Source organism: Aeromonas sp. 602396, assembly GCF_049173735.1.
In the GTDB taxonomy this organism is placed as follows: domain Bacteria; phylum Pseudomonadota; class Gammaproteobacteria; order Enterobacterales; family Aeromonadaceae; genus Aeromonas; species Aeromonas veronii_A.
This window is the reverse complement of record NZ_JAAKSD010000006.1, coordinates 108391-130931: the sequence shown is the minus strand read 5'-3', so window position 1 is coordinate 130931 and position 22541 is coordinate 108391. Positions and strand designations below refer to the sequence as shown.

Below are 22541 nucleotides of genomic sequence, written 5' to 3'. Positions count from 1 at the left end.
CAGCCAATAAGGAGTCACTATGATCGGGGCTGAACCCGTCATCGAAAAGCGCCGCTGGTTATCGCCGGTCTGGCTGTTACCCCTGATAGCCCTGCTGCTGGCGGGTGGCTTTCTCTATCAGCAGGTATTGAGCCGTGGCCAGCTTATCCAGATCAACTTCGCCCAGGGCAACGGCATCTTGCCGGGTAAAACCCAGGTTCGTTATCAGGGGGTGGCCATCGGTGTGGTGCAGGAGCTGGAGCTGGCTGAAGATGGCCGTAAGATTGCGGTGATGGCCAAGATTGACAGCCGTGCCAGACCGCTGATCCGCAAGGGATCCGACTTCTGGCTGGTGAGCCCCAAGGCGTCGCTCACCGAGATCTCCGGCCTCGATACCCTGGTCTCCGGCAACTACATCAACCTGCAACCGGGGCGTGAAAGCAATCCGCTGGAGGAGACCTTTGATGCACTGGAGGGCCCTCCTCCCGGCTATCAGGCTCAGGGGCGCATGCTGCACCTGACTGCCGATTCGCTGGGTTCTGTGGGGATTGGCGCCAAGCTCTATTTCCGCGGTATCGAGGTTGGCAGCGTCATCAATACGCGCCTGGGTCAAGACAACCAGAACGTCATTCTGGATTTGGTGATCGAGCCGCGTTTTGAACATCTGGTCAAAGCTGATACCCGCTTCTGGAACATCAGTGGCATCAAGGGCTCCTTCAGTCTGGCTGGCGTCAGCGTGGAGGCCGGCAGCCTCACCTCCATTCTGAGCGGCGGCATTGCCTTTGACTCGCCCAAAGATTCACCGGAACCGGAGAAGGGACAGACTTTCGTCCTCTACAAAGGGCTGGCGGAAGCAGCGCGCGGTGCGCGTATCGACATTGCGGCTGGCGATCTTCCGGTCAAGGAGGGGATGCCCATCCTCTATGAGGGGATCGAGATCGGTCGTATCGACCCCATTCGCCTCACCGACAAAGGCCGGATGGTCACAGCGCTGATCAACCCGGAGCAGGCTTATCGCATTACCGACAAGAGTCAACTGGTGTGGGAGAGCGTCTCTCTCTCCGCGACCGGCGTGCAGCATGCAGATCGCCTGCTCTCCGGCCCGGCCATTCGCCTCGACTATGTAGCGGGCAAACCGGTACAGAAGATGACCCTGACCGATCGCGCCCCCCAGAGCGGCACCAAGGTGACGCTGCAGGCTGACGATCTGGCGGGGCTCAATCAGGATGCACCTGTCTGGTACAAGGGATTGCAGGTGGGCCGTATCAGCCAGCTCACCCTGGATGCGCGCGGCAATGCCAGCGTCGAGCTGGTGATGGCGCCGAACTATGGTCACCTGCTCAACCGTGCCCGCTTCTATCGCGCCGCCCCGTTGCAGATCGATGCCGATCTGAGCGGCATCAAGGTAGAAACCAGTCCGGCCAGTGCCTGGTTGGGGGGCGGGATCAAGCTGGTACAAGCCAGCAGTGGCGAGCGGCTTAACCGTCTCTACCCGAGTCAGGAGCTGGCACTGCTCGGTACCCGTGATGCCAAGCCCCGGCGCTGGTTGCTCAAGGCAGATCAGGCCGATGGCATTGGCATTGGCTCGCCAGTGCTTTATCTGGGGCTGGAAGCGGGCAAGGTCAAACAGCTGCTCGCCGCCAAAGAGGGGGTCGAGATCGAACTCGAGATTGATGGGGTCTATGCTCCCCTCCTCGCCCAGCAACCCCAATTCTGGAAAAAACCGGCCATCGACACCAAGGTGCGGGTCGATGGGGTGCAGGTCAAGGTGGGCAACCTCGGTACCCTGCTGCGCGGCGCCATCGAGTTCGATCGGCTGGCCAATGGCCGCAGCAGCCATCAACTTTTTGATAGCAAGGAGCAAGCCAAGGCCAAGGTGCGCCAGCTGTCACTTGTGGCAGAGAGCAATCCGGGGCTCGGGATTGGCAGCCCGATCCGCTATCGCGGTGTCGATATCGGCAAAATTGAAGAGATCGAGCTGGAGCCGTCACTGGGTCAGGTGATCTTCAAGGCAGAGCTCGATGGCCACTACGCCGAGCGTTTCCTGCAGTCCGGCGCCCGCTTTACTCTGGTGCAAGCCAAGCTGGGATTAGGCGGGGTTGCTCACCTCGATACCCTGATCAAGGGGGCGTTTGTAGAGGCACAACCCGGTAAAGGCGCTGGCAAAGATCGCTTCCCCTTGAGTCAGGTCGGCCCGGTGGGTCTGGCCCTGACCCTCAAGAGCCCCTCCGTCAATGGCCTGAGCGTCGGCAGCCCGCTGCTGTTTCGCAAGATGGTGGTCGGCAGTGTCACCAAAGTGGCGCTGGCTCGGGATGGTAGCGAGGTGGTGATCGATGTCAACGTGGATCAGGAGTATGCCCATTTGGTGCGGACCAACTCCCGTTTCTGGAATGTCTCCGGGGTCAAGGCGGATATTGGCCTGACTGGCGGCACCATCGAAGTGGAGACGGTGCAGAGCCTGCTGGCCGGCGGCATCGCCTTCAATACCCCGGAGAAAGAGATGGGGCCAACCGTCAAGGCTGGTCACAGCTATCCGCTCTACGGCAAGGCCGAGAAAGAGTGGCTGGAGTGGAGTCCGCGTATCCAGCCCTGATCTCTTCCCTTTGTATCTCATCCAAGCCCGGCACAGTGCCGGGCTTTTTTATATTCCAGTGCCTGTTGATAGGGTTCAGATTCAGAATATTCTTAGCCTTGTGATAGGATATCGCCCCTCTTTTTCGGTCAACGAGATGGCACAGTGCACGACAACACCTTCCTTCCCGATTACTTTTTACGCCACATTGCAACCATCATGCCGGCCCATCTCTCGATGGATGACTTTGTGGCCAGTTGTCGACGTCCGCTGCGCCGCAGCATTCGGGTCAACACCTTGAAGATCGCAGTCTCGGATTTCGTCGCCCTGATGGAGCCACTGGGTTGGCAGCTCGACCCTGTGCCCTGGTGTGATACCGGCTTCTGGCTGACCCGCAGCGATGAAACTGTCCCCCTTGGCAACACCGCCGAGCATTTGAGCGGGCTCTTCTACATTCAGGAAGCGAGCTCCATGCTGCCGGTGACGGCACTCTTTGCCAGCGACAAGATCAAAGCGGATGGCATGTTGCTGGATGCGGCGGCGGCCCCCGGCTCCAAGACCACCCAGATAGCCGCCCTGATGAACAATCAGGGGATGCTGGTTGCCAACGAGTTTTCCAGCAGCCGGTTGAAAGTGCTTAGCGCCAATATCCAGCGCTGCGGGGTGACCAATGTGGGCATGACCCATTTTGATGCCAAAGTATTTGGCCAGTGGTTGCCTGAGACCTTCGACGCCATCCTGCTAGACGCCCCCTGCTCCGGTGAAGGGACGGTGCGAAAAGATGAAGATGCATTGCGCAACTGGAGTATCGAGAGCATCGACGAGATTGCTGCGGTGCAACAAGGGTTGCTGGAGAGCGCCTTCCATGCCCTGAAACCGGGTGGTGTGCTGGTCTACTCCACCTGTACCTTGAGTGAGCAGGAGAATCAGGCGGTCTGCCAATCCCTGCTGGACAAGTTTGGCGATGCCTTGAGTTTTGACTCGCTGGCCGACCTGTTCCCCCATGCAGAGCAGGCCTGCACATCCGAAGGATACCTGCACGTTTGGCCCCAGATCTTCGACAGTGAAGGTTTTTTCGTCGCCAGATTGCGCAAGCATCACTCGGTGCCCAACACCATGTTCAAGCCGGGCAAGCTGGGTAAATTCCCCTTTGCGCCGCTTCCTGCCAAAGAGGCTGAACCCATATTGCGCGAGATTGAAGCCAACTTCGGGGTGGCACCGCAGGGTCAGCTGTTTGGCCGCAATGACGAGATCTGGCTCTTCCCCCAGAGCTTTGATCAGGTGCAGGGCAAGTTGCGTTTCGATCGCATCGGCATCAAGTTGGCCGAGACCTTCAAGAAAGGTTATCGCCTCACTCATGAGTGGGCACTGGCCTATGGCGATAAAGCGAGCAAGGGCGTGGTCGAGCTGGATAGCGCCAATGCGCGGGAATTCATGATGGGACGGGACGTCTGGCCAGAACAGGATGCGGGCGCTGGCGAGGTGATCGTCCGCTATCAGGGGTATACCCTGGGCATGGGGAAATGGGTGGGGAGTCGGGTCAAGAATGCCCTTCCCCGCGAGCTGGTGCGTGACAACAATCTGTTCAATGCGTAGTGAGTCGTTCGGTGCATCAGCACTTGAACGAGTCTGAAATACCCACACTCTGGTTGAACTTTTCTTCGGATCTTGAAAAGCCTTGAGCCTTGTCTAAGCTTAAGACAATCCGAACACCAGTTAGCGCACGGCTCTGCAAGGAGCCAATTCCCCTATGCCAGGTACAAGGAATTCGTACCTGGCTTTTTTTATCTCTTCACGTATCGCTGTTACTTCACTCTTGTGTCTATTCGACGGTCTCTTCGACCGGTGTGGCGACTCTGTTTTCAAAAAGAGGTTCTCGACCCAGCTCATGTTGGTAGAGCAGGTCGATCGCCTGCTCGATAAGTGACGCCTGACTGTCTTCGAGATGAAGACCCAGAGCGGCTAATCGCTCGGCGTGGCGATTGCTGATCCAGCATTGCAGCCGGGTATGGGTCTCCTGCTTGCGTTTTACATGTTGGCGCTGCCGCTCGGCATTGTTTTGGGGCCCCGCCTCTTGCACTTCACGCACTGTCATTTCTTGGCTCATATGTCCTTGCGATATTACATTTCTGAGTTTGTTATCTCTCATCACATGCCATTATCCATTGGAAGATGCCCTTCCCCTTTGGGCTGTTGGCTGCGCGACAAATATATCATCAGATCAACAAGATATCATTTAACATAAAAAACTAAGTGACGCAGTTGTGTCAAAGCAAGCCATCAAGGGCATGATCGGAGAATTTATGGGCGTCATCGAAGTACTCCTGCAGGGTTCGCATATCCTTGTGGCGCGTTACCTCGATGATCTTGTTCATTGGCTTGCCGGCAGTCACCGCCGAGGTGATAAATCCGCGCCGCAGGCTATGGCCACTGACGTAAAGATCGTCGATGGTTTGGCCGGTTCGGCGTTTGATCATCAAATTGATGCCCTGGGGGCCGAGTGGCTCGGCCATCAGTTGACCCCAGCGGTTCATGCGCCGAAACAGCGGCCCCTCGCTGATCCGACTTTTGTGTAGCCAGTTTTGCAGTGCCGATACGGGGCAATAGTGCTTGCCCGGGATCAGGGCTATCTCGGTTTCATGCAGTTGATGTTTGCTCGGTTTGAGGCGAAGGCGGATCCCCTGCCCCACAAAATCGAGATCGCTCACCTCAATCCGGGCTGCTTCCGAGCGGCGCAAAGCACCACTGAACATCAGGAGCAGCAGGGTGTGATCACGCAAACCCGCGAGCTCCCTGGTGTCGATGCCATCCAGCACCTGGGTCAAAGGCTGCAGCGTCAGGGCACCGGTTTTGTGCTTGCGGTTATCCCCCAACCTGACAATACCGCGCATCATCTCCTTTATTTCGGGATGTTCGGTCGGCATCGGGTGAATGCCTTTCTGCTTGAAGGCATAACGGATCCCCGCCAGCCGTCTCACCAGGGTTGCTGGTTTTCGAGGCTCGCCATTACGCAGTTCTCCCTTCCCCTCCTCTTTATCCAGCCATACCCAGTCGGCCAATACGCCGTCGGCTTGATCAGCGAGAAAATTCATGATGTCGTGATGGGTCGTTTGCAGCGGATCCAGCCCGTGTAATTGACACCAGAAGACAAAAATACGGGTATCCGCCTGATAGGCATTGAGGGTGGAATCCGCTTTTGCACTGCGCAAAAAGCGGCGTGCCCGACTATTTAGCTGTGCATCGAAAATAGTCTGCAGTGACTGATGAGCCGGATTGGATAAGGATGGATATGCCACGGAACACTATGATTCATATGAAGTTTGATAGGATCTTACAGGATCCTCCACACACATCAAGTATCGATAATGAATATTATCGATACTTAGAGCATCCTATTTTAATACCCATTGACCACGCTGAATAAAGGAAACATAGGAATATCATTCGACCCGGTTTAGCAAAAACGAAAAAGTAACATTTGAAGGAAGAAGTGAGAGATAACGCAGCTCGGTGTTGATATTCAGGTGGGTAATCAGCTTGGTATTTGAAAATTAAAAAGCCCCGAATAACGGGGCTTGGGGATTATTTTTTCGCCAGGTTGAACAGTTCAAAGAAATTCCGGCTGGTGGCTTCTGCCAATTCATTGAGCGGAATATGACGCAGGTCAGCAATAAACTGCGCAACGTCTCGCACAAAGGCGGGTTCGTTCTCCCTCCCCCGATGCGGTACGGGGGCAAGATAGGGCGAGTCGGTCTCGACCAGCAATCTGTCGAGGGGCAGAGCCTTGACCACCTCTTGCAGGGCGGACGCATTTTTGAAGGTGGCGATCCCGGAGATTGAGATATAGAACCCCATCGCCATCGCCGCTTGCGCCATCTCGAGGGATTCGGTGAAGCAGTGCAGCACACCGCCGACCTGATCCGCGCCCTCTTCACGCATGATCTGCAAGGTATCTTGCTGGGCATCACGAGTGTGGATGATCAGCGGCTTGTTCAGCGCGCGAGCAACCCGGATATGTTCGCGGAAAGAGGCTTGCTGAACTTCCTTGTTCTCGGGCGAGTAAAAGTAATCGAGACCGGTCTCACCGATGGCCACCACACGTGGATCGGCAGCTTGCTTGAGCAGCAACTCGGCATCGACACCGCGTTCCTGATTGAGCGGGTGTACCCCGCAAGAGGCAAACACCTGGGGATAGGGCGCGATCGCCTCGAGCATGGTCGGGAACTGTACCTGAGTCACACTGACACAGAGAAAATATCCCACGTCCAGTTTCGCGGCCTTGGCCAGTACATCAGCCATGCTGGTCTGCTTGCTGCCATAGCTGAGGCGATCGAGATGACAGTGGGAATCAACGAGTAACATATAAAACCTTTCTGCTTGTCGGTACTTATAACCAGCGACTGAGCCAGTTCATCAGATGGATGGTGGGATTGGAGAGCTGACCCGGCTGGCATGCCGCTTTCAGGGCAACCAGATCTTGTTCTGCCTCCAGCAGTTTTTCGCTGGAGTGCTGCTCCGCCAGCCGTTGGCTCAAAATTGCCAGATCCGGCATTGCCAGTTGATGGTGACCACATCCGGCCTGGGTTTTCAGGGCATCGCACAAGAAGAGCTGCAACCAGTGCAACCTGACCTGCGTCTCCTGACCCAGCTGGCTGCACAGTGCCGTCGCCTTGATCGGGCTTTGATTCAGAGCGACAAACTGTTCCAGCAATTCGCGGCGAGTGCCGTCCTGTTGCTGCTCGATATAGTCGAGTACCCGCAGCGGGGCCCCCTGACAGATCCGCACCTGAGCCAACGTGGCCTGATGACCCTGCTCGGCCAACCAGCGTACCGTCTCCCCTTCCGCAGGCAACTGACAAACATGTTTGTGACAGCGACTGAGAATGGTGGGAAGCAACCGCGAAACCTGGGAGGCGATCAACAACAACAAGCTGTCGCCGGCCGGCTCTTCCAGGGTTTTCAGCAGGGCGTTGGCCGCCGATTCGGTCATCCGCTCCGCATCAGGAATGATCACCACCTTGCCGCGGCCGAGCTGGGCAGAGCCCTGTAGCCGGGTGCAGATCTCGCGAATAGCTTCCACCCCAATGGTCTTGCTGTCGCGAGCGATGGTGCCGAGATCCGGGTGGTTACCCTTGTCAAACAGCTGGCAGGAGTGGCAATGACCGCAGGGTTCTCCGCGATCGGGGTGCTGGCAAAGGTGCAAACGCGCCAACCGCTCGGCCAGTTGCTCCTTGCCAAGACCGGGATCGCCGAGCAACAACCAGGCGTGACCGAGACGACCGGACTGGGCTGTCTGGCTCAGGGCATGCCAGTCGGGGATCAGCCAGGGATACATAGCGGCTCGTTCGACAGATAGTGATCCAATGCACACTCGATGGCCATTTTGACCTGATCCGGCGTTTGCGACGCATCGATCACCACAATGGAATCATCCTTGGCGGCCAGTTCGAGATAACGAGTTCGGGTACGCTCGAAGAAGCTCAGTTGCTCCAGTTCGATGCGATCCAGCTCGCCGCGATGGCGCGCGCGCTGCAAGCCAAGGGCGGGATCGATATCGAGATAGAGGGTGAGATCCGGCTTGAAGTTGCCGAGCACTGCCTGCTTGATGGCGCCGATAAGCTGTGCATCGATACCACGGCCGCCACCCTGATAGGCCTGGGAGGAGAGATCGTGGCGATCTCCCACCACCCAGACACCATCGGCCAGCGCGGGTTTGATCCGGGTCTCCACCAGTTGTACCCGGGAGGCATACATCAGCAGCAATTCCGCCTCGATGGTGAGGCGCTCGTCGTGCACCTCTTTGACGATGGCCCGCATCCGCTCGGCCAGTGGCGTACCACCCGGCTCGCGGGTGCACTCGATCCGGTCGATGCCGTGACGCTGCAGATAGTCGGTCACATAACGCACAGCCGAGCTCTTCCCTGCCCCTTCCAATCCTTCGATCACAATAAATTTAGACATTAGGGTTTCTTCAATATGTATTCGCGAACCGCCCGATTATGTTCATCGAGGGTCTTGGAGAAATAGTGGGCACCGCCCCCCTTGGCGACAAAGTAGAGATAGTCGGTCGACTTGGGGTTAAGCGCAGCTTCGATGGAGGCCTTGCCCGGCATGGCAATAGGCGTGGGCGGCAGACCATCGATCACATAGGTGTTGTAGGGATTCTTGTCGGTCAGATCGCTGCGGCGAATGTTGCCATCGTAGCGATCTTTCACCCCGTAAATGACGGTGGGATCGGTTTGCAACTTCATGCCCAGACGCAGACGATTGACAAACACCGAGGCGATCTGCGCCCGCTCATCCGGCTGGCCGGTCTCTTTTTCAATAATTGAGGCCATGATCAACGCCTCGTAGGGGGTCTTGTAAGGCAGGTTGGCCTGACGTTTCTCCCAACTCTGCTGCAGGAAAGTCTCCATATCCTGATGGGCACGACGCAGGATCGAGAGATCGCTGGCATGGGTGGTATAGGCGTAGGTTTCCGGCAGGAACCACCCCTCCAGCTTGCCATTCTCGATGCCGAGCTCCTGCGCCAGGTCGGCTTCGGATTGCTCGACGGTCAATCGCTCAAGGTATGGGGCACTGTAGAGCTGCTTCTGCCAATCCTCGAAACGGGAACCTTCGACGAAGGTGAGGCTGAAGTGAAACTCCTTACCCGATGCGAACAGAGAAAGGGTCTCCTTGAGAGGGGCCCCTTCCTTGATTTCATAGGTGCCCGATTTGATGGCCACCAGTTCGGGATGGCTGCGCAGCCAGAGCCGCACCGCCCAGGGGCTGGTTTCCCCCTCACCCAGTTCGGCAATGAGGCGCGCCGCATGGGCGCCCTTCTCCACCGTAAAGAGCCGGGTCGGCCCCTTGTTGGTGAGCGTCTCTACCTGTTGCCATTTGTAATGTACATAGCCCCCGGCAGCGGCTACCGTCAGTGCCGCCCCCGCGAGCAGGGTGTAAAGCCGATTAAACTTCAATGACCAAACGCTCCTGTAAACGGCGACTCAATACCGCTGGGGGATAGTGAATATCCTCGATGCCATTGACCGGCACGACCCCCATAAGGGTATTGGTGAGCCACACCTCTTCCGCCTGCCATAGTGACTCCAGCGGAGCCTCTACCACACGCAACTCAATACTCATCTGTTTCAACATCGCCATCACCTGGCGACGCATGATGCCATCGACACCACCGCGGGCGAGATCGGGCGTAAACACCGTCTTGCCCCGACGCCAAAACAGATTGGCACTGACCCCTTCAATGAGAAAACCACGACTGTTAAGCACTATCCCTTCGACTGCATTTCGGCTGACAAGTTCGCTTTTCAGCAATACCTGCTCCAGACGATTCAAGGTTTTAAGCCCGGCCAGCATAGGCGCATCACCGATCCGCTGGCGGCACACCACTATCTCGATCCCCTCCTGTTGCCACTGGCCATAGTGAGTGGGAAATGGCGCCAGAGTGACAATCCGGGTTGTGTGCTGACATCCGCTGCCATCATAGCCCCGCCCCCCTTCGCCGCGGGTCAGGATCACCTTGGCCACGCATTGTGGCTGCTCGGCCACCATCTCTTCAACCTCCCGGGTCAAGAGACCCCAGTCCGGTTCAACCAATCCCAACCGGTTGTTCGCCTGCTGCAACCGTGCCAGATGGGCAGGCCACTGCAACACGCGACCCTCCCTGACCGCCATGGTGGTGAAATGACCGTCACCATAAGCCAGCCCCCGATCATAGGCCGAGATGGTATCAAGCTTCATGCCATTGATAAGCAAAGGGATCCCTCCGATAAAAAAGGCCCGATACCGGCAGTATCGGGCCTGTGTCTTTGCCCTGCGGCAAATTATACGCGTTTGAAGATCAGTGAGCCATTGGTGCCGCCAAAACCAAACGAGTTGGAAAGGGCGTACTCGAAGCTGCCTGGCTTGGCCACATGGGGTACCAGATCCAAGTCGCACTCTTCATCCGGGTTGTCCAGGTTGATGGTGGGCGGAGCCACCTGATCACGCAGGGCCAACACTGTGATGATCGCCTCGATGGCACCGGCGGCGCCCAACAGGTGACCGGTCATGGACTTGGTAGAGCTCACCATCAGGGATTTGGCGTGCTCACCAAACACCGACTTCATGCCACGCAGCTCGGCCACATCACCCAGCGGGGTGGAGGTACCGTGCGCGTTGATGTAACCAATATGCTCGGGAGCAATGCCGGCATCCTTGATAGCATTTTTCATGGCGCGAGCACCACCGTTGCCATCTGCAGGAGGCGCAGTCATGTGGTACGCGTCACCGCTCATGCCAAAACCGACCAGCTCGGCGTAGATCTTGGCGCCACGGGCCTTGGCGTGTTCGTACTCTTCCAGTACCAGTACACCGGCACCGTCACCCAGCACGAAACCATCGCGATCTTTATCCCACGGACGGCTCGCTTTTTGCGGCTCGTCGTTGCGGTTGGAGAGTGCCTTGGCAGCAGCAAAACCACCCATCCCCATCGCGGTGGAGGCTTTCTCGGCACCGCCGGCGACCATCACATCGGCATCACCGTAAGCGATCATCCGGCCAGCCATACCGATGGCATGGGTACCTGTGGTACAGGCGGTAGTCACGGCGATGTTCGGCCCTTGCAGACCTTTCATGATGGAAAGATGACCGGACACCATATTGATGATGGTGGACGGAACGAAGAAGGGACTGATCTTGCGCGGGCCGCCGTTGACCAAGCTTTCGTGGTTCTGTTCAATCAGACCCAGACCGCCGATACCGGAGCCAATCGCCACGCCGACACGTTCGGCATTCTCTTCATTGATGGTCAGGCCGGAATCATCCAGCGCCTGCATACCGGCCGCGATGCCGTATTGAATGAAGAGATCCATCTTGCGAGCGTCTTTACGGTTGATACCGTACTGCTCGGGATCGAAATCCTTGACCAGACCTGCGAAGCGGGTTGCAAACTCGCTGGCATCAAAGTGTTCGATAAGGGAAATGCCGCTCTGCCCGTTGAGCAGTGCTTGCCAGCTGGATTCGGCAGTGTTACCCACCGGGGAAAGCATCCCCAAGCCGGTCACCACGACTCTGCGTTTTGACACTGAGGTAGTCTCCGAGAGGTGTTTTGAAAAGGAACAAATACAAAAGAAGCGGCCCTTGGGCCGCTTCTCTTAGAACAGGAACTTATTCCTGATTAGCGGTGATGTAGTCGATAGCCGCTTGAACAGTGGTGATCTTCTCGGCTTCTTCATCAGGAATTTCGGTATCGAATTCTTCTTCCAGCGCCATTACCAGTTCAACGGTATCCAAAGAGTCAGCGCCCAGGTCGTCGACGAAGGAGGCAGCGTTCTTAACGTCTTCCTCTTTAACACCCAGTTGTTCGATGATGATTTTCTTTACGCGTTCTTCGATGTTGCTCATGACCTGAATTTTCCTTTAAAAATACGCTATTTGCGTCTGGTTGGGGTAGTTTATTCAATTGACGTGAGTTTGCAAGTAGCTTGCCGCTGGTCAAACCACGAAATGTGCCAAACTTCGGCGTACTATCGCAAATTTGAACAGATCTTACGACAAATTGATTACACCATGTACATCCCGCCATTAACATGCAGGGTTTCGCCGGTGATATAGGCTGCTTCATCAGAAGCCAAGAATACCACAGCTGCGGCAATTTCTTTTGGATCACCCAAACGGGCGGCAGGCACCTGACTCATGATGCCGGCACGTTGATCGTCATTCAGGGCACGGGTCATGTCGGTTTCGATGAAACCGGGAGCAACCGCGTTCACTGTGATACCACGGGATGCCACTTCCCGCGCCAACGATTTGGTAAAACCAACCAGACCTGCCTTGGCGGCAGCATAGTTGACCTGACCGGCATTGCCCATGGTTCCCACCACGGAGCCGATGCTGATGATGCGACCATGACGTTTCTTCATCATGGCACGCAACACCGGTTTGCTCAGACGGTAAAGCGAGGTCAGATTGGTATCGATGATCTCGTTCCACTCGTCATCCTTCATCCGCATCAACAGGTTGTCACGGGTGATACCCGCGTTGTTGATCAGGATGTCGATGTCGCCAAAGCGCGCCTTGATGGCGGCGAAGACGGCTTCGATGGATTCCTGGCTGGTCACGTTCAGTGCCATGCCGCAACCATTCTCGCCCAGATAGGCGCTGATCGCCTCGGCACCGCTCTCGCTGGTCGCCGTACCGACCACTTTCGCGCCACGGGCCACGAATGTTTCGGCAATCGCACGGCCGATGCCACGACTGGCACCGGTCACCAACACAACCTTATCGGTAAAGCTCATCACTTGCTCCTGTTTACTTGATCTGGGCCAGCGCCTGCTCGAAAGAGGCGGCATCGTTGGCGTGAATACCTTCCACGCGCTTGTCGATACGCTTGGCGAGCCCGGTCAACACTTTGCCCGGTCCCATCTCGATCTCGAGGGTAACGCCCTCATTGGCCATCCGCTCGACAGTCTCGGTCCAACGAACCGGGCTGAACAGCTGACGTACCAGCGCTTGCTTGATGGCAGCCGGATCCTGTTCACAGGATACGTCGACATTATTGATGACAGCGATGGTTGGAACCTTGATCTCGATCCCGTCCAGCGCAGCTGCCAGTTTTTCTGCGGCAGGTTTCATCAGCGCGCAGTGAGACGGCACGGAGACCGGCAGCGGCAGCGCACGCTTGGCGCCCGACTCTTTCATCAGCACGTTGGCGCGCTCAACGGCCTCTTTGTGACCGGCGATAACCACCTGGCCCGGGGAGTTGAAGTTGACCGGAGAGACCACCAGCCCTTGTGCCGCTTTTTCGCAGTTGGCGGCGATGGATTCGTTATCCAGACCGATGATGGCCGCCATGGCGCCGGTGCCTTCCGGTACCGCTTCCTGCATAGCCAGACCACGCAACTCGACCAGTTTGACCGCATCGGCAAAATCGAGTGCGCCGCTGCAAACCAGCGCAGAGTACTCACCCAGGCTGTGACCCGCCATCATGGCAGGCGTTGCCCCACCCTGCTGTTGCCACAGGCGCCACAGGGCGACAGAGGCAGTCAGCAGCGCAGGCTGGGTGCGCCAGGTTTTGTTCAGATCTTCAACCGGACCATCCATCACCAGGGCAAACAGGTCATAACCCAGCACCTGACTCGCCTCGGCGAAGGTCTCCTTGATCACGGCATGTTGTTCGGCCAGCTCGGCCAGCATGCCAACGGACTGGGAACCTTGTCCCGGGAAGGCAATGGCAAATTGGGTCATCATTGATTCCTTTTAGATAAGACAAAAATGAAATCGGTGACGGGATGATGGAGACACCATCCCGCCGAAGATCAGAGGCGAACCAGCGCCGAGCCCCAGGCGAAACCGCCACCAAAGGCTTCCAGCAGTACCAGCTGACCCGGTTTGATCCGGCCATCCCGCACCCCTTCATCGAAGGCGACAGGGACGGACGCAGCAGAAGTGTTGCCGTGCTTGTCGAGGGTCAGCACCACTTTATCGAGGCTCATACCCAACTTCTTGGCTGTGGCGCTGATGATGCGGAAGTTGGCTTGATGCGGCACCAGCCAGTCCAGCTCGCTCGGCTCGATGCCAGCAGCGGCCAAGGTTTCGGTTACGATCTCGCTCAAACGGGTGACCGCGACCTTGAAGACATCGTTGCCCTTCATATACATATAGGCTTCGAGCTCGGCACCCGGCATGCCGCGACGAGGGTGCGGCAGCTTGAGCAGCTCGCCATAACGGCCATCGGCATGAAGATGGGTAGAGAGGATACCCGGCGTCTCGCTGGCACCGACAATCACAGCCCCTGCCCCATCACCAAACAGGATGATGGTGCCGCGATCTTGTGGATCGCACATGCGGGAGAGTACATCGGCCCCGACGACCAGCACATGGCGGGCGGCGCCGGATTTGACGAACTGATCGGCAATGGAAAGTGCGTAGGTGAAGCCTGCGCAGGCTGCAGCCACGTCAAAGGCAGGAATGCCCGGAACGCCGAGCAGCCCCTGCAGCTCGCAGGCGGCAGCCGGGAAGGCATTTTCAGCACTGGTAGTGGCCAGCACTATCATATCGAGATCGGCAGCGGTCAAGCCGGCTGCATCCAGGGCGCGCAGGGCGGCCTGGTAAGAGAGGGTGGCAACGGTTTCGTCAGCCCCGGCAATACGGCGCTCACGGATACCGGTGCGTTCCACGATCCACTCATCACTGGTCTCAACCATCTGCTCGAGATCGGCGTTGGTACGCACTGAACTCGGCAGGTAGCTGCCAGTACCCAGAATTTTGCTATGCATAGAGTTCTTATAGATCCCTGTCAGAGAAGACAGCTTCAAGGCGATCTGCTATTTGCAGTGGAAGTTGATGTTTGGCCTCTTGTGCGGCCAGCAGGATCGCATTACACAGAGCGCGCCGTTCGGCCCGCCCATGACTTTTTACCACAATGCCGCGCAATCCTAACAGACTTGCCCCGTTATACTGGTCGGGGTTCAGGTAAGAAAAACGCCGTTTGAACATAAATCCGGCGATCTGGCCAAGAAAAGTGCGTTTCTTGCGGGGATATCCGGCCAGGTGGGCCATCATCCGCACCACCCCTTCTGCCGTCTTGAGGGCGACATTACCGACAAAACCGTCGCAGACGATCACGTCGCTGTCGCCGCTGAAGATGCGATCCCCTTCGACGAACCCGACATAATTGAGCGCGTGGCACTGACGCAACAATTCGGCGCTGTGGCGCACCAGATCGTTGCCCTTGATCTCCTCCTCGCCGATGTTGAGCAAGGCAACACGAGGTAATGCTATGCCTTCTACCTTTTCAGCCACGACGGAGCCCATCACCGCAAACTGCAGCAAGGTATCCGCATCGCAACTGACGTTAGCGCCAAGATCCAGCATCACGGTGCGTTTCCCGCTCAATGTCGGCAACGCCTTGATAAGGGCGGGTCTGTCTACCCCGGGTAGGGATTTGAGCACGCACTTGGCCATCGCCATCAACGCACCGGTATTGCCGGCACTGACGCAGGCATCGGCCTCACCGGCTTTCACCAGATTGAGTACCACCCGCATGGAGGAGTCTTTCAGAGTACGCAGCGCCACGATCGGTTTATCGCCCATGCCAACCACTTGGGATGCATGTACGAAACGAACGCGGGGATGATTCAGCAAGCCATGTTGCTGCAGCAGAGAGAAGGTCTGGTGCTGGTCGCCGACCAGGATCAGTTTTAGCTGGGGTAAAAGAGACAGTGCCTGCACGGCGGCAGGCACTGTTTCCGAGGGGCCAATATCTCCCCCCATGATGTCTAGCGCGACAGTTTGCGTAGACAAAGGCAATCCTTAAGCGATTACCTTTTTACCGCGGTAGAAACCATCGGCAGTCACGTGGTGACGACGATGAATTTCGCCACTGGTCTGATCAACAGTCAGGGCAGCGGTGGTCAGCGCATCGTGGGAACGACGCATGCCACGCTTGGCACGGGTTTTACGGTTCTGTTGTACGGCCATTGTAGGCTAACTCCTAAATTCACTTACGTTTAAGCTCTTCAAGAACTGCAAAGGGATTCGGCCGCTCATCAGCAGGTTCGATTTCACCCCAGGTCATCTCCATGTTTCCTCTCGGGCATGCATCCAGAGAATGCATTGCGACTTGAGGCAACGAGAGGATGAGTTCATCCTCCAGGATTTGATGAAGATCTATCTCGCCGTTTTCGTCCAACTCAATGGGCTCATAAGCTTCCGGCAGTTCTTCCTCGTTTGTTCTTTCGAACAGCGGAGTGTAGATAAATTCAGCTTCACAGAGGTGTTCGAATGTCTCCCCGCAACGTTGGCAAACCAGGTTAACCTTGGCATGGGCAGTGCCTTTCATAACGGTCAACTTCTGGACATCTTTGCCAAAGTGCAGTGATACATCGATATCACTCTGCAAGCCAGCGGTTGATTCCTCCAGCCTGGGCATCTGCGACTTTTCCACTATCCCGATGTAATCGAGCAGCTTCAAGGCACTACGGACTGGATCAACCTTAACGGGCAACTTCACCTTTTGCATAGGGCGCGAATAATATAGGTCCAACAACTGATAGTCAAAGGAAAAAGTCCTTACCGCCGATGATTTTAACGTCACAAGTCCCTAGAATGCCGGTACTCGCTTTCATCGGTACCTGATTATGCCACAGAATCTGATCCTCGCCTCAACTTCTCGCTATCGTAAAGCCCTGCTGGAGAAGCTCGGCCTCCCCTTTGAATGTGCGGCTCCCGACGTAGACGAGCGACCACTGGCAGATGAATCCGCTCAGGAGCTGGTGGCCCGACTTGCCCGGGCAAAGGCCCAGGCCATTGCAAATAGTCGTGATCACGGGCTGATCATCGGATCTGATCAGGTTTGTGTCTGCAATGGCCGCATCCTCGGCAAACCGGGCACCATCGACAATGCCATCGCCCAGCTGATGGCGGCTCAAGGTCGCAGCGTCACCTTTTACACCGGGCTGTGCGTACTTAACGCTGCAACCAATGAGATTCATCAATTGATTGAACCGTTTACGGTCCACTTTCGCGATCTCGACGAATCCGCCATTCGCCGCTATGTAGAGGCTGAGCTGCCCCTCGATTGTGCGGGCAGTTTCAAATGCGAAGGGATGGGGATCGTGCTGTTCAAGGGGCTGGAAGGGCGCGATCCTAACGCCTTGATCGGTCTGCCGCTGATCGGCCTGATCGAGCTGCTGGAGCGCCACGGTATTGCCCTGCCCTGATCGCGGACGAATAGATAAGCTAGATCGAGCATATAAAAAGCCCGGTCAATAGACCGGGCTTCTGTTATCAATCAGATCGATGTCTCTTAAAGAGAGGCGTCTATAACAGCCCGCGAAGAGCCGCCATAGAATCCACCACCGCCACTGGCCCGTGACGACTGAGGGCATCGCGGCTATCCACCCCCCAGGTGACACCAATACGCGGCATGGCGATCGCCTCGGCCATCGCCATATCGTGAACAGAGTCGCCGATCATTACCGCCTGCCGGGGTGACAGCCCCAGCTCGTCCAGGATCTGCTCAAGCATCAGCGGATCAGGCTTGGAGCGAGCCTCATCGGCCCCGCGACTGGTTAAAAACAACGGGCGCAGTCCGGTCTCATCCAATACCCGATCCAGCCCACGGCGCGATTTGCCGGTAGCGACGGCCAGTTGCAGCCCTCGTGACTGCCAGTCATGCAGCAACTCCCCTGCCCCGGAAAACAACGGGCTGGGGGTGGCATCGTGCAGATAGTGATGACGATAGCGATCGATGAGCGCGGCAATCTGGCGCCCACCGCTGGTGGCGCCACTGCCACTGCATAAGGGGAACAGACGGGACATGGCGACATCGAGGCTCAATCCGATGATCTGCCGGATCTGGGTTGGTGCAGGAACCACCAGCTCACAATCTCTGGCGGCCCCCTGCACACAGGCCACAATCCGGCCCACCGAATCCATCAGGGTACCGTCCCAATCGAAAATGGCGAGCCGGATATCCTGCATCAGCGTGGCAAGCCGTTGAGGAAGTTGTCGAGTTCAGGTGCCAGCGGCGCTTCTACCTGCATTTCGCGACCATCGGCCGGATGGGTGAAGCTGAGCTTCCAGGCATGCAAAAAGAGCCGTTTCAGACCTTGGCTGCGCATTTTATCGTCAAACGCCGCTTCACCGTACTTATCGTCACAGGCGATCGGATGACCGGCATGCAGGGTGTGCACGCGGATCTGGTGGGTACGACCGGTGATGGGGCTGCACTCGACCAGGGTCGCTTCGGCGAATTGACGCACGATGCGAAAGCGGGTCTCCGAGGGCTTGCCATCGGCGCTGACCCGCACCACCCGCTCGCCAGACTGCAGATCGTTCTTGCGCAGCGGTGCATTGACCACTTTGACGTGAGCCTGCCATTTGCCGCGTACCAGCGCCAGATACTGTTTGCGCATGGTCTTGACGCGCAACTGCTCATGCAGGCTACGCAGGGCGCTGCGCTTCTTGGCAACCAGCAATACACCAGAGGTGTCGCGATCCAGTCGATGAACCAATTCGAGGAAACGGGCTTCCGGCCGCAGGGCTCGCAGCCCTTCAATCACGCCAAAGCTCAGGCCGCTGCCACCGTGTACTGCCATGCCGGAGGGCTTGTTCAGCACGATCATGGCATCGTCTTCGAACAGGATCTGGCTCTCCAAACGCTGGATAACCCCGAGGTTAGCTGAAGGCAGCTCATTCTTCTCGGCAACGCGCACGGGGGGCACCCTCACCTCGTCACCTGCGCAGAGTTTGTACTCCGGTTTGATGCGCTTTTTGTTTACCCGCACTTCGCCTTTGCGAAGGATGCGATAGATCAGGCTCTTGGGGACGCCCTTTAGCTGAGTCTTGAGAAAGTTGTCGATGCGCTGCCCGTCATGCTCAGCTTCGATGGTGAGCAGCTGCACTTGTTGTATCTGTGTCATGGCGCGGATTTTAACACTGCCAGCGCCCCTTGGCTGCATGGTTTGTTGAAAAATGGCGCCTTGCTATAAAAGAGGTTTAAATGGGATAATAAACAAGGTTTTGTCATTGTGTTCAAGCCTTGTACTAAGTGGCCAAAAAGTATGCCACCCAATCCCGAAACACCGTGTATACAAGAACATGACGGTTCCCGGGTGCGAGGTACAACGCATGGAGAACACAAACATCACCGTTTATTTGTCTCCATTTCGGCATCCTTATTCATTCCTTCTCGAGAAGTGATGACCAGAACGCCCTTAGTTTGCGCCTCATGCATACCCCAACCGGGAGGTTGCCCCAGTATGCTGAAGACCCGAGGCCGGCGCTGGCAGGACCCAGATGGAGGAAATCAAAATGACACAATAATGAGAACTCAATGAAAAGAATGCTTATCAACGCAACTCAAGAAGAGGAGTTGCGCGTAGCGCTGGTTGACGGACAACAGCTCTACGATTTGGATATTGAAAGTCCGGGACACGAGCAGAAGAAAGCGAACATTTACAAGGGTAAGATCACCCGCGTAGAACCCAGCCTTGAAGCTGCTTTTGTCGACTACGGCGCCGAGCGCCACGGTTTCCTGCCGTTGAAGGAGATCGCCCGCAATTACTTCCCCTCCGGTTACTCCTATCAGGGTCGTCCCAACATCAAAGAAGTGGTTCGCGAAGGTCAGGAAGTTATCGTCCAGATCGACAAGGAAGAGCGTGGCACCAAGGGTGCAGCCCTCACCACCTTTATCAGCCTGGCAGGTAGCTACCTGGTACTGATGCCCAACAACCCCCGTGCCGGTGGTATCTCCCGCCGTATCGAGGGTGATGAGCGGACTGAACTGAAAGAAGCCCTGAGCGGATTGACCGTGCCGGAAGGCATGGGCCTGATAGTACGTACCGCAGGTGTGGGCAAGTCGCCAGAAGAGCTGGAGTGGGATCTGAACGTTCTGCTCAACCACTGGGACTCCATCCACAAGGCCTCTCAGGAGCGCGCCGCGCCGGTGCTGATCCACCAGGAAAGCAACGTCATCGTGCGTGCCATCCGTGACTATCTGCGTCGCGATGTGGGCGAGATCCTGATCGACAATCCGGTGATTTTCGAACGCGCCAAGGCTCATATCGAGCTGGTACGTCCCGATTTCCTCAACCGTGTAAAGCTGTACAAGGGTGAAGTTGCCCTGTTCAACCACTTCCAGATTGAGAGCCAGATTGAATCAGCTTTCCAGCGTGAAGTGCGCCTCCCCTCCGGCGGCAGCATCGTTATCGATCCGACCGAAGCACTGACCTCCATCGATATCAACTCCTCCCGCGCCACCAAGGGCGGCGATATCGAAGAGACTGCGCTGCAAACCAACCTGGAAGCGGCCGACGAAATTGCCCGTCAATTGCGTCTGCGCGACTTAGGGGGACTGATCGTTATCGACTTCATCGACATGACCCCGGTTCGCCATCAGCGCGAAGTGGAAAACCGTCTGCGTGAAGCGGTTCATCAGGATCGTGCCCGCATCCAGCTGGGCCGGATCTCCCGTTTCGGTCTGCTGGAGATGTCTCGCCAGCGTCTGCGCCCTTCCCTCAACGAATCCAGCAGCCATATCTGCCCCCGTTGCCAGGGTCAAGGCGTGATCCGTGACAACGAATCTCTCGCCTTGTCCATCCTGCGTCTCATCGAAGAAGAGGCCATGAAGGACAACACCGAGCAGGTTCACGGCCAGGTGCCGGTGGATGTTGCCGCCTATCTGCTTAACGAGAAGCGTGCCGCCATCGCCAGTCTGGAGCAGCGCAATGATGTGCGTGTTTACATCATTCCGAACCAGCATCTGGAAACCCCGCACTACGAAGTAACCCGCATTCGTCAGAACGAGATCCCGGAAGCAGCCAGCTACGAGCTGAAAACCGAGATTGCCAAGCCGGTCTACCAACCGAAGCAAGCTCAGGTGATCGAGCGCGAGCAACCGCTGCTGCAAGGCTTTGCCCAACCGGCACAACCAGCCCCTGTTGCACCGCAACAGCCAGCGGCTCCCGTTGCTGCGGCCCCTGCCGAAGCCGGTTTCTTCAGCAAGCTGATCAAAGGCATTACCGGCCTGTTCAGCAGCGATGCAGCCCCTGCCGACGTGAAAGCGCCCGCCGAGAAACCTGCTGCTCGTGAAGCACGCAAGGATGAAGGTCAACGCCACCAGCGCGAAGAAGGTCGTGGCCGTGGTCAGCGTCCCCGTCGTGACGACAATCGTGGCAACCGCAACAATGCGGAAGCTGGCGAGAAGCGTGAAGGTGGCAACCGCGAAGCCGGTGAAAACCGCAATCGCCGTCCCCGCAAAGAGCGCGAGCCTCGTCAGGAGCGTGAAGCCCGTGGTGAGGTGCGTAGCGAACAGCGCATGGAACGTGAACCCCGTCAGGAGCGCGAACCTCGCGAGCCGCGCCAGGAACGTGCGCCACGTCCAGCCCGTGAACCTCGTGCTCCCCGTGAGCCGCGCGCCGAAGTCGTTGTTGAAGCGGTAGACGGCGTTGATGCAACTGCCGTCCAGCCACGTCAGGAGAAAGAGCAGAAAGTGGCCGAGCGCCGCGAACGTCGCCAACTGCGCAAGCAGATCCGCGTCGATGTCGCCGCTGCTGACACCCCTGCCCTGCCGATTGACGAAGTACCAGCGCAAGCTGAAGTGATCGATGCCACCGTGGGTAACGAGCAGGAAGAGCAGAGTGAAGGCCAGCGCCGTTCACGCCGCACTCCGCGCAGCCAGCGTATCGAAGGTCAGCGCCGCAAGCGCATCAACGAAGATGTCCGCAGCCAGCGTGACGAAGAACAGCAAGATACCACCACTCTGACCACCGCAGCCCAGGCAGATATTGCCAAAGCGCAGGTTGAAGAGCCGGTAGTGCCTGTTGTTACCATCCCGAGCGCTGAAGCCGTCGCTGCTGCTCTGCAAGCCTCTGCGGCACTGACCGAGCATGTGGTTGTCGAAGCCGTTGCTGAAGAAGCGGCCGAGCAGGCTGCTGCCCAGGTCGAAGCAACTCCAGCCGATGTGGCTGCCAGCCCGGTTGTTGCAGCTGTCGCTGAGGTCGTGGTTGCAGCAGAGCCGGAAGTTGCCGTTGTCGACGCTCCGGCTGTCGACGTGGCTGCCGCAACCGTGGTTGAAACCGCTCCGGTTGTTGAAGAAGCCCCTGCAGTCAACACTCCTGTCGTGGAAGCTGTACCTGTTGCAGTCGAAATGCCAGCTGCTGTTGTCGAAGCCCTGACTCCTGTCGCTGCCGTTGCGGTGGAAGAGACTCCGGCCGTCACCAAACAGGTAGCTCACGGAGCTGGCCTGCTGGCTCGTGCCCGCAAAGCATCCGCGCCGATGGCAACCCCCGCCGAAGCCCCTGCCCTGCCTGCTCGTGAGCCGGTTAACTACCCGCCGCTGGTACGCAACGAAGTGAGCACATCAGGTCGTCACGGTGGCAGCACTGCCGCCGTCAACGTGGCCACCTGCCCGGCCGGCCGCCCCTGATATCCACCGGTAACGACTAAATCGAGAGCCACACCATTGTGTGGCTCTTTTTTTATCTTCATGACATAGATTGCT

Annotated in this window: 21 protein-coding genes; 4 read left to right on the top strand and 17 right to left on the bottom strand. The window is 57.3% G+C overall.

What is annotated here, in order from left to right:
* Positions 1-19 precede the first annotated feature (19 nt).
* Complete coding sequence (locus G5229_RS09870; RefSeq protein WP_421209036.1) at positions 20-2572, top strand: MlaD family protein; 2553 nt, start codon at positions 20-22, stop codon at positions 2570-2572.
* Between the two features lie 144 nt (positions 2573-2716).
* Positions 2717-4147, top strand: coding sequence for a 16S rRNA (cytosine(1407)-C(5))-methyltransferase RsmF (gene rsmF, locus G5229_RS09865; RefSeq protein ID WP_337072242.1), 1431 nt, complete (start codon positions 2717-2719; stop codon positions 4145-4147).
* A 226-nt stretch (positions 4148-4373) separates the two neighbouring features.
* On the opposite strand, the gene G5229_RS09860 is transcribed toward rsmF, so the two are convergent.
* The 15 genes from G5229_RS09860 to yceD form a co-directional block, all read right to left on the bottom strand.
* Entirely contained in the window at positions 4374-4646 is a 273-nt protein-coding gene (locus tag G5229_RS09860) for a RepB family protein (protein ID WP_421209065.1), read from the bottom strand.
* A 172-nt stretch (positions 4647-4818) separates the two neighbouring features.
* Positions 4819-5847, bottom strand: a complete 1029-nt coding sequence (locus tag G5229_RS09855) for a tyrosine-type recombinase/integrase (protein ID WP_337072244.1) — start codon at positions 5845-5847, stop codon at positions 4819-4821.
* A gap of 286 nt (positions 5848-6133) precedes the next feature.
* A complete protein-coding gene (locus G5229_RS09850) occupies positions 6134-6913 on the bottom strand; it encodes a TatD family hydrolase (protein WP_421209035.1) in 780 nt (259 codons plus the stop codon).
* A gap of 25 nt (positions 6914-6938) precedes the next feature.
* The gene (holB, locus tag G5229_RS09845) at positions 6939-7886 is read right to left on the bottom strand and encodes a DNA polymerase III subunit delta' (RefSeq protein ID WP_421209034.1); all 948 of its coding nucleotides are present in this window, start codon (positions 7884-7886) and stop codon (positions 6939-6941) included.
* On the bottom strand, positions 7871-8512 hold the full coding sequence (gene tmk / locus G5229_RS09840; RefSeq protein WP_219594256.1) for a dTMP kinase: 642 nt from the start codon (positions 8510-8512) through the stop codon (positions 7871-7873). Before tmk ends, holB begins: the two co-directional genes overlap by 16 nt.
* On the bottom strand, positions 8512-9513 hold the full coding sequence (gene mltG, locus G5229_RS09835) for an endolytic transglycosylase MltG (protein ID WP_279487180.1): 1002 nt from the start codon (positions 9511-9513) through the stop codon (positions 8512-8514). Before mltG ends, tmk begins: the two co-directional genes overlap by 1 nt.
* Positions 9503-10309: an aminodeoxychorismate lyase gene (pabC, locus tag G5229_RS09830; RefSeq protein WP_421209033.1), complete on the bottom strand. Its 807-nt coding sequence runs from the start codon at positions 10307-10309 to the stop codon at positions 9503-9505. Before pabC ends, mltG begins: the two co-directional genes overlap by 11 nt.
* A 68-nt stretch (positions 10310-10377) precedes the next feature.
* Positions 10378-11619, bottom strand: coding sequence for a beta-ketoacyl-ACP synthase II (gene fabF / locus G5229_RS09825; RefSeq protein WP_421209032.1), 1242 nt, complete (start codon positions 11617-11619; stop codon positions 10378-10380).
* An 82-nt stretch (positions 11620-11701) separates the two neighbouring features.
* Positions 11702-11938 (bottom strand): acyl carrier protein, encoded by a 237-nt coding sequence (gene acpP, locus G5229_RS09820; RefSeq protein WP_005300909.1) that lies wholly within the window; start codon positions 11936-11938, stop codon positions 11702-11704.
* Positions 11939-12096: 158 nt separating this feature from the next.
* The gene (fabG, locus tag G5229_RS09815; RefSeq protein ID WP_005333159.1) at positions 12097-12831 is read right to left on the bottom strand and encodes a 3-oxoacyl-ACP reductase FabG; all 735 of its coding nucleotides are present in this window, start codon (positions 12829-12831) and stop codon (positions 12097-12099) included.
* Between the two features lie 13 nt (positions 12832-12844).
* On the bottom strand, positions 12845-13780 hold the full coding sequence (gene fabD / locus G5229_RS09810) for an ACP S-malonyltransferase (RefSeq protein WP_421209064.1): 936 nt from the start codon (positions 13778-13780) through the stop codon (positions 12845-12847).
* A gap of 71 nt (positions 13781-13851) precedes the next feature.
* Positions 13852-14811, bottom strand: coding sequence for a beta-ketoacyl-ACP synthase III (locus G5229_RS09805; RefSeq protein ID WP_040065495.1), 960 nt, complete (start codon positions 14809-14811; stop codon positions 13852-13854).
* Between the two features lie 7 nt (positions 14812-14818).
* Complete coding sequence (gene plsX / locus G5229_RS09800) at positions 14819-15838, bottom strand: phosphate acyltransferase PlsX (RefSeq protein WP_224970102.1); 1020 nt, start codon at positions 15836-15838, stop codon at positions 14819-14821.
* Between the two features lie 9 nt (positions 15839-15847).
* Positions 15848-16015, bottom strand: a complete 168-nt coding sequence (gene rpmF, locus G5229_RS09795; RefSeq protein WP_005300935.1) for a 50S ribosomal protein L32 — start codon at positions 16013-16015, stop codon at positions 15848-15850.
* A gap of 19 nt (positions 16016-16034) precedes the next feature.
* The gene (gene yceD / locus G5229_RS09790; protein ID WP_421209031.1) at positions 16035-16556 is read right to left on the bottom strand and encodes a 23S rRNA accumulation protein YceD; all 522 of its coding nucleotides are present in this window, start codon (positions 16554-16556) and stop codon (positions 16035-16037) included.
* 118 nt (positions 16557-16674) lie between these two features.
* Here yceD and G5229_RS09785 point away from each other — a divergent pair, with 118 nt between their 5' ends.
* A complete protein-coding gene (locus G5229_RS09785; protein WP_421209030.1) occupies positions 16675-17256 on the top strand; it encodes a Maf family protein in 582 nt (193 codons plus the stop codon).
* Between the two features lie 100 nt (positions 17257-17356).
* Here G5229_RS09785 and G5229_RS09780 read toward each other — a convergent pair whose 3' ends face one another.
* Together G5229_RS09780 and rluC are read right to left on the bottom strand one after the other, a co-directional pair.
* Complete coding sequence (locus tag G5229_RS09780; RefSeq protein WP_421209029.1) at positions 17357-18019, bottom strand: HAD family hydrolase; 663 nt, start codon at positions 18017-18019, stop codon at positions 17357-17359.
* Positions 18019-18960, bottom strand: coding sequence for a 23S rRNA pseudouridine(955/2504/2580) synthase RluC (gene rluC / locus G5229_RS09775; protein ID WP_421209028.1), 942 nt, complete (start codon positions 18958-18960; stop codon positions 18019-18021). Before rluC ends, G5229_RS09780 begins: the two co-directional genes overlap by 1 nt.
* Positions 18961-19373: 413 nt before the next feature.
* Between rluC and rne the strand changes: the two genes are divergently transcribed.
* Positions 19374-22466: a ribonuclease E gene (rne, locus tag G5229_RS09770; RefSeq protein ID WP_421209027.1), complete on the top strand. Its 3093-nt coding sequence runs from the start codon at positions 19374-19376 to the stop codon at positions 22464-22466.
* The last annotated feature ends 75 nt before the right edge of the window (positions 22467-22541 follow it).

Bases quoted from the DNA above. Each gene is read 5' to 3' on its own strand.
- G5229_RS09870 (WP_421209036.1), top strand. From the start codon at position 20: ATGATCGGGGCTGAACCCGTCATCGAAAAGCGCCGCTGGTTATCGCCG.
- G5229_RS09860 (WP_421209065.1), bottom strand. From the start codon at position 4,646: ATGACAGTGCGTGAAGTGCAAGAGGCGGGGCCCCAAAACAATGCCGAG.
- G5229_RS09850 (WP_421209035.1), bottom strand. From the start codon at position 6,913: ATGTTACTCGTTGATTCCCACTGTCATCTCGATCGCCTCAGCTATGGC.
- holB (WP_421209034.1), bottom strand. From the start codon at position 7,886: ATGTATCCCTGGCTGATCCCCGACTGGCATGCCCTGAGCCAGACAGCC.
- tmk (WP_219594256.1), bottom strand. From the start codon at position 8,512: ATGTCTAAATTTATTGTGATCGAAGGATTGGAAGGGGCAGGGAAGAGC.
- acpP (WP_005300909.1), bottom strand. From the start codon at position 11,938: ATGAGCAACATCGAAGAACGCGTAAAGAAAATCATCATCGAACAACTG.
- fabG (WP_005333159.1), bottom strand. From the start codon at position 12,831: ATGAGCTTTACCGATAAGGTTGTGTTGGTGACCGGTGCCAGTCGTGGC.
- fabD (WP_421209064.1), bottom strand. From the start codon at position 13,780: ATGACCCAATTTGCCATTGCCTTCCCGGGACAAGGTTCCCAGTCCGTT.
- G5229_RS09805 (WP_040065495.1), bottom strand. From the start codon at position 14,811: ATGCATAGCAAAATTCTGGGTACTGGCAGCTACCTGCCGAGTTCAGTG.
- rpmF (WP_005300935.1), bottom strand. From the start codon at position 16,015: ATGGCCGTACAACAGAACCGTAAAACCCGTGCCAAGCGTGGCATGCGT.
- yceD (WP_421209031.1), bottom strand. From the start codon at position 16,556: ATGCAAAAGGTGAAGTTGCCCGTTAAGGTTGATCCAGTCCGTAGTGCC.
- G5229_RS09785 (WP_421209030.1), top strand. From the start codon at position 16,675: ATGCCACAGAATCTGATCCTCGCCTCAACTTCTCGCTATCGTAAAGCC.
- G5229_RS09780 (WP_421209029.1), bottom strand. From the start codon at position 18,019: ATGCAGGATATCCGGCTCGCCATTTTCGATTGGGACGGTACCCTGATG.
- rluC (WP_421209028.1), bottom strand. From the start codon at position 18,960: ATGACACAGATACAACAAGTGCAGCTGCTCACCATCGAAGCTGAGCAT.
- rne (WP_421209027.1), top strand. From the start codon at position 19,374: ATGAAAAGAATGCTTATCAACGCAACTCAAGAAGAGGAGTTGCGCGTA.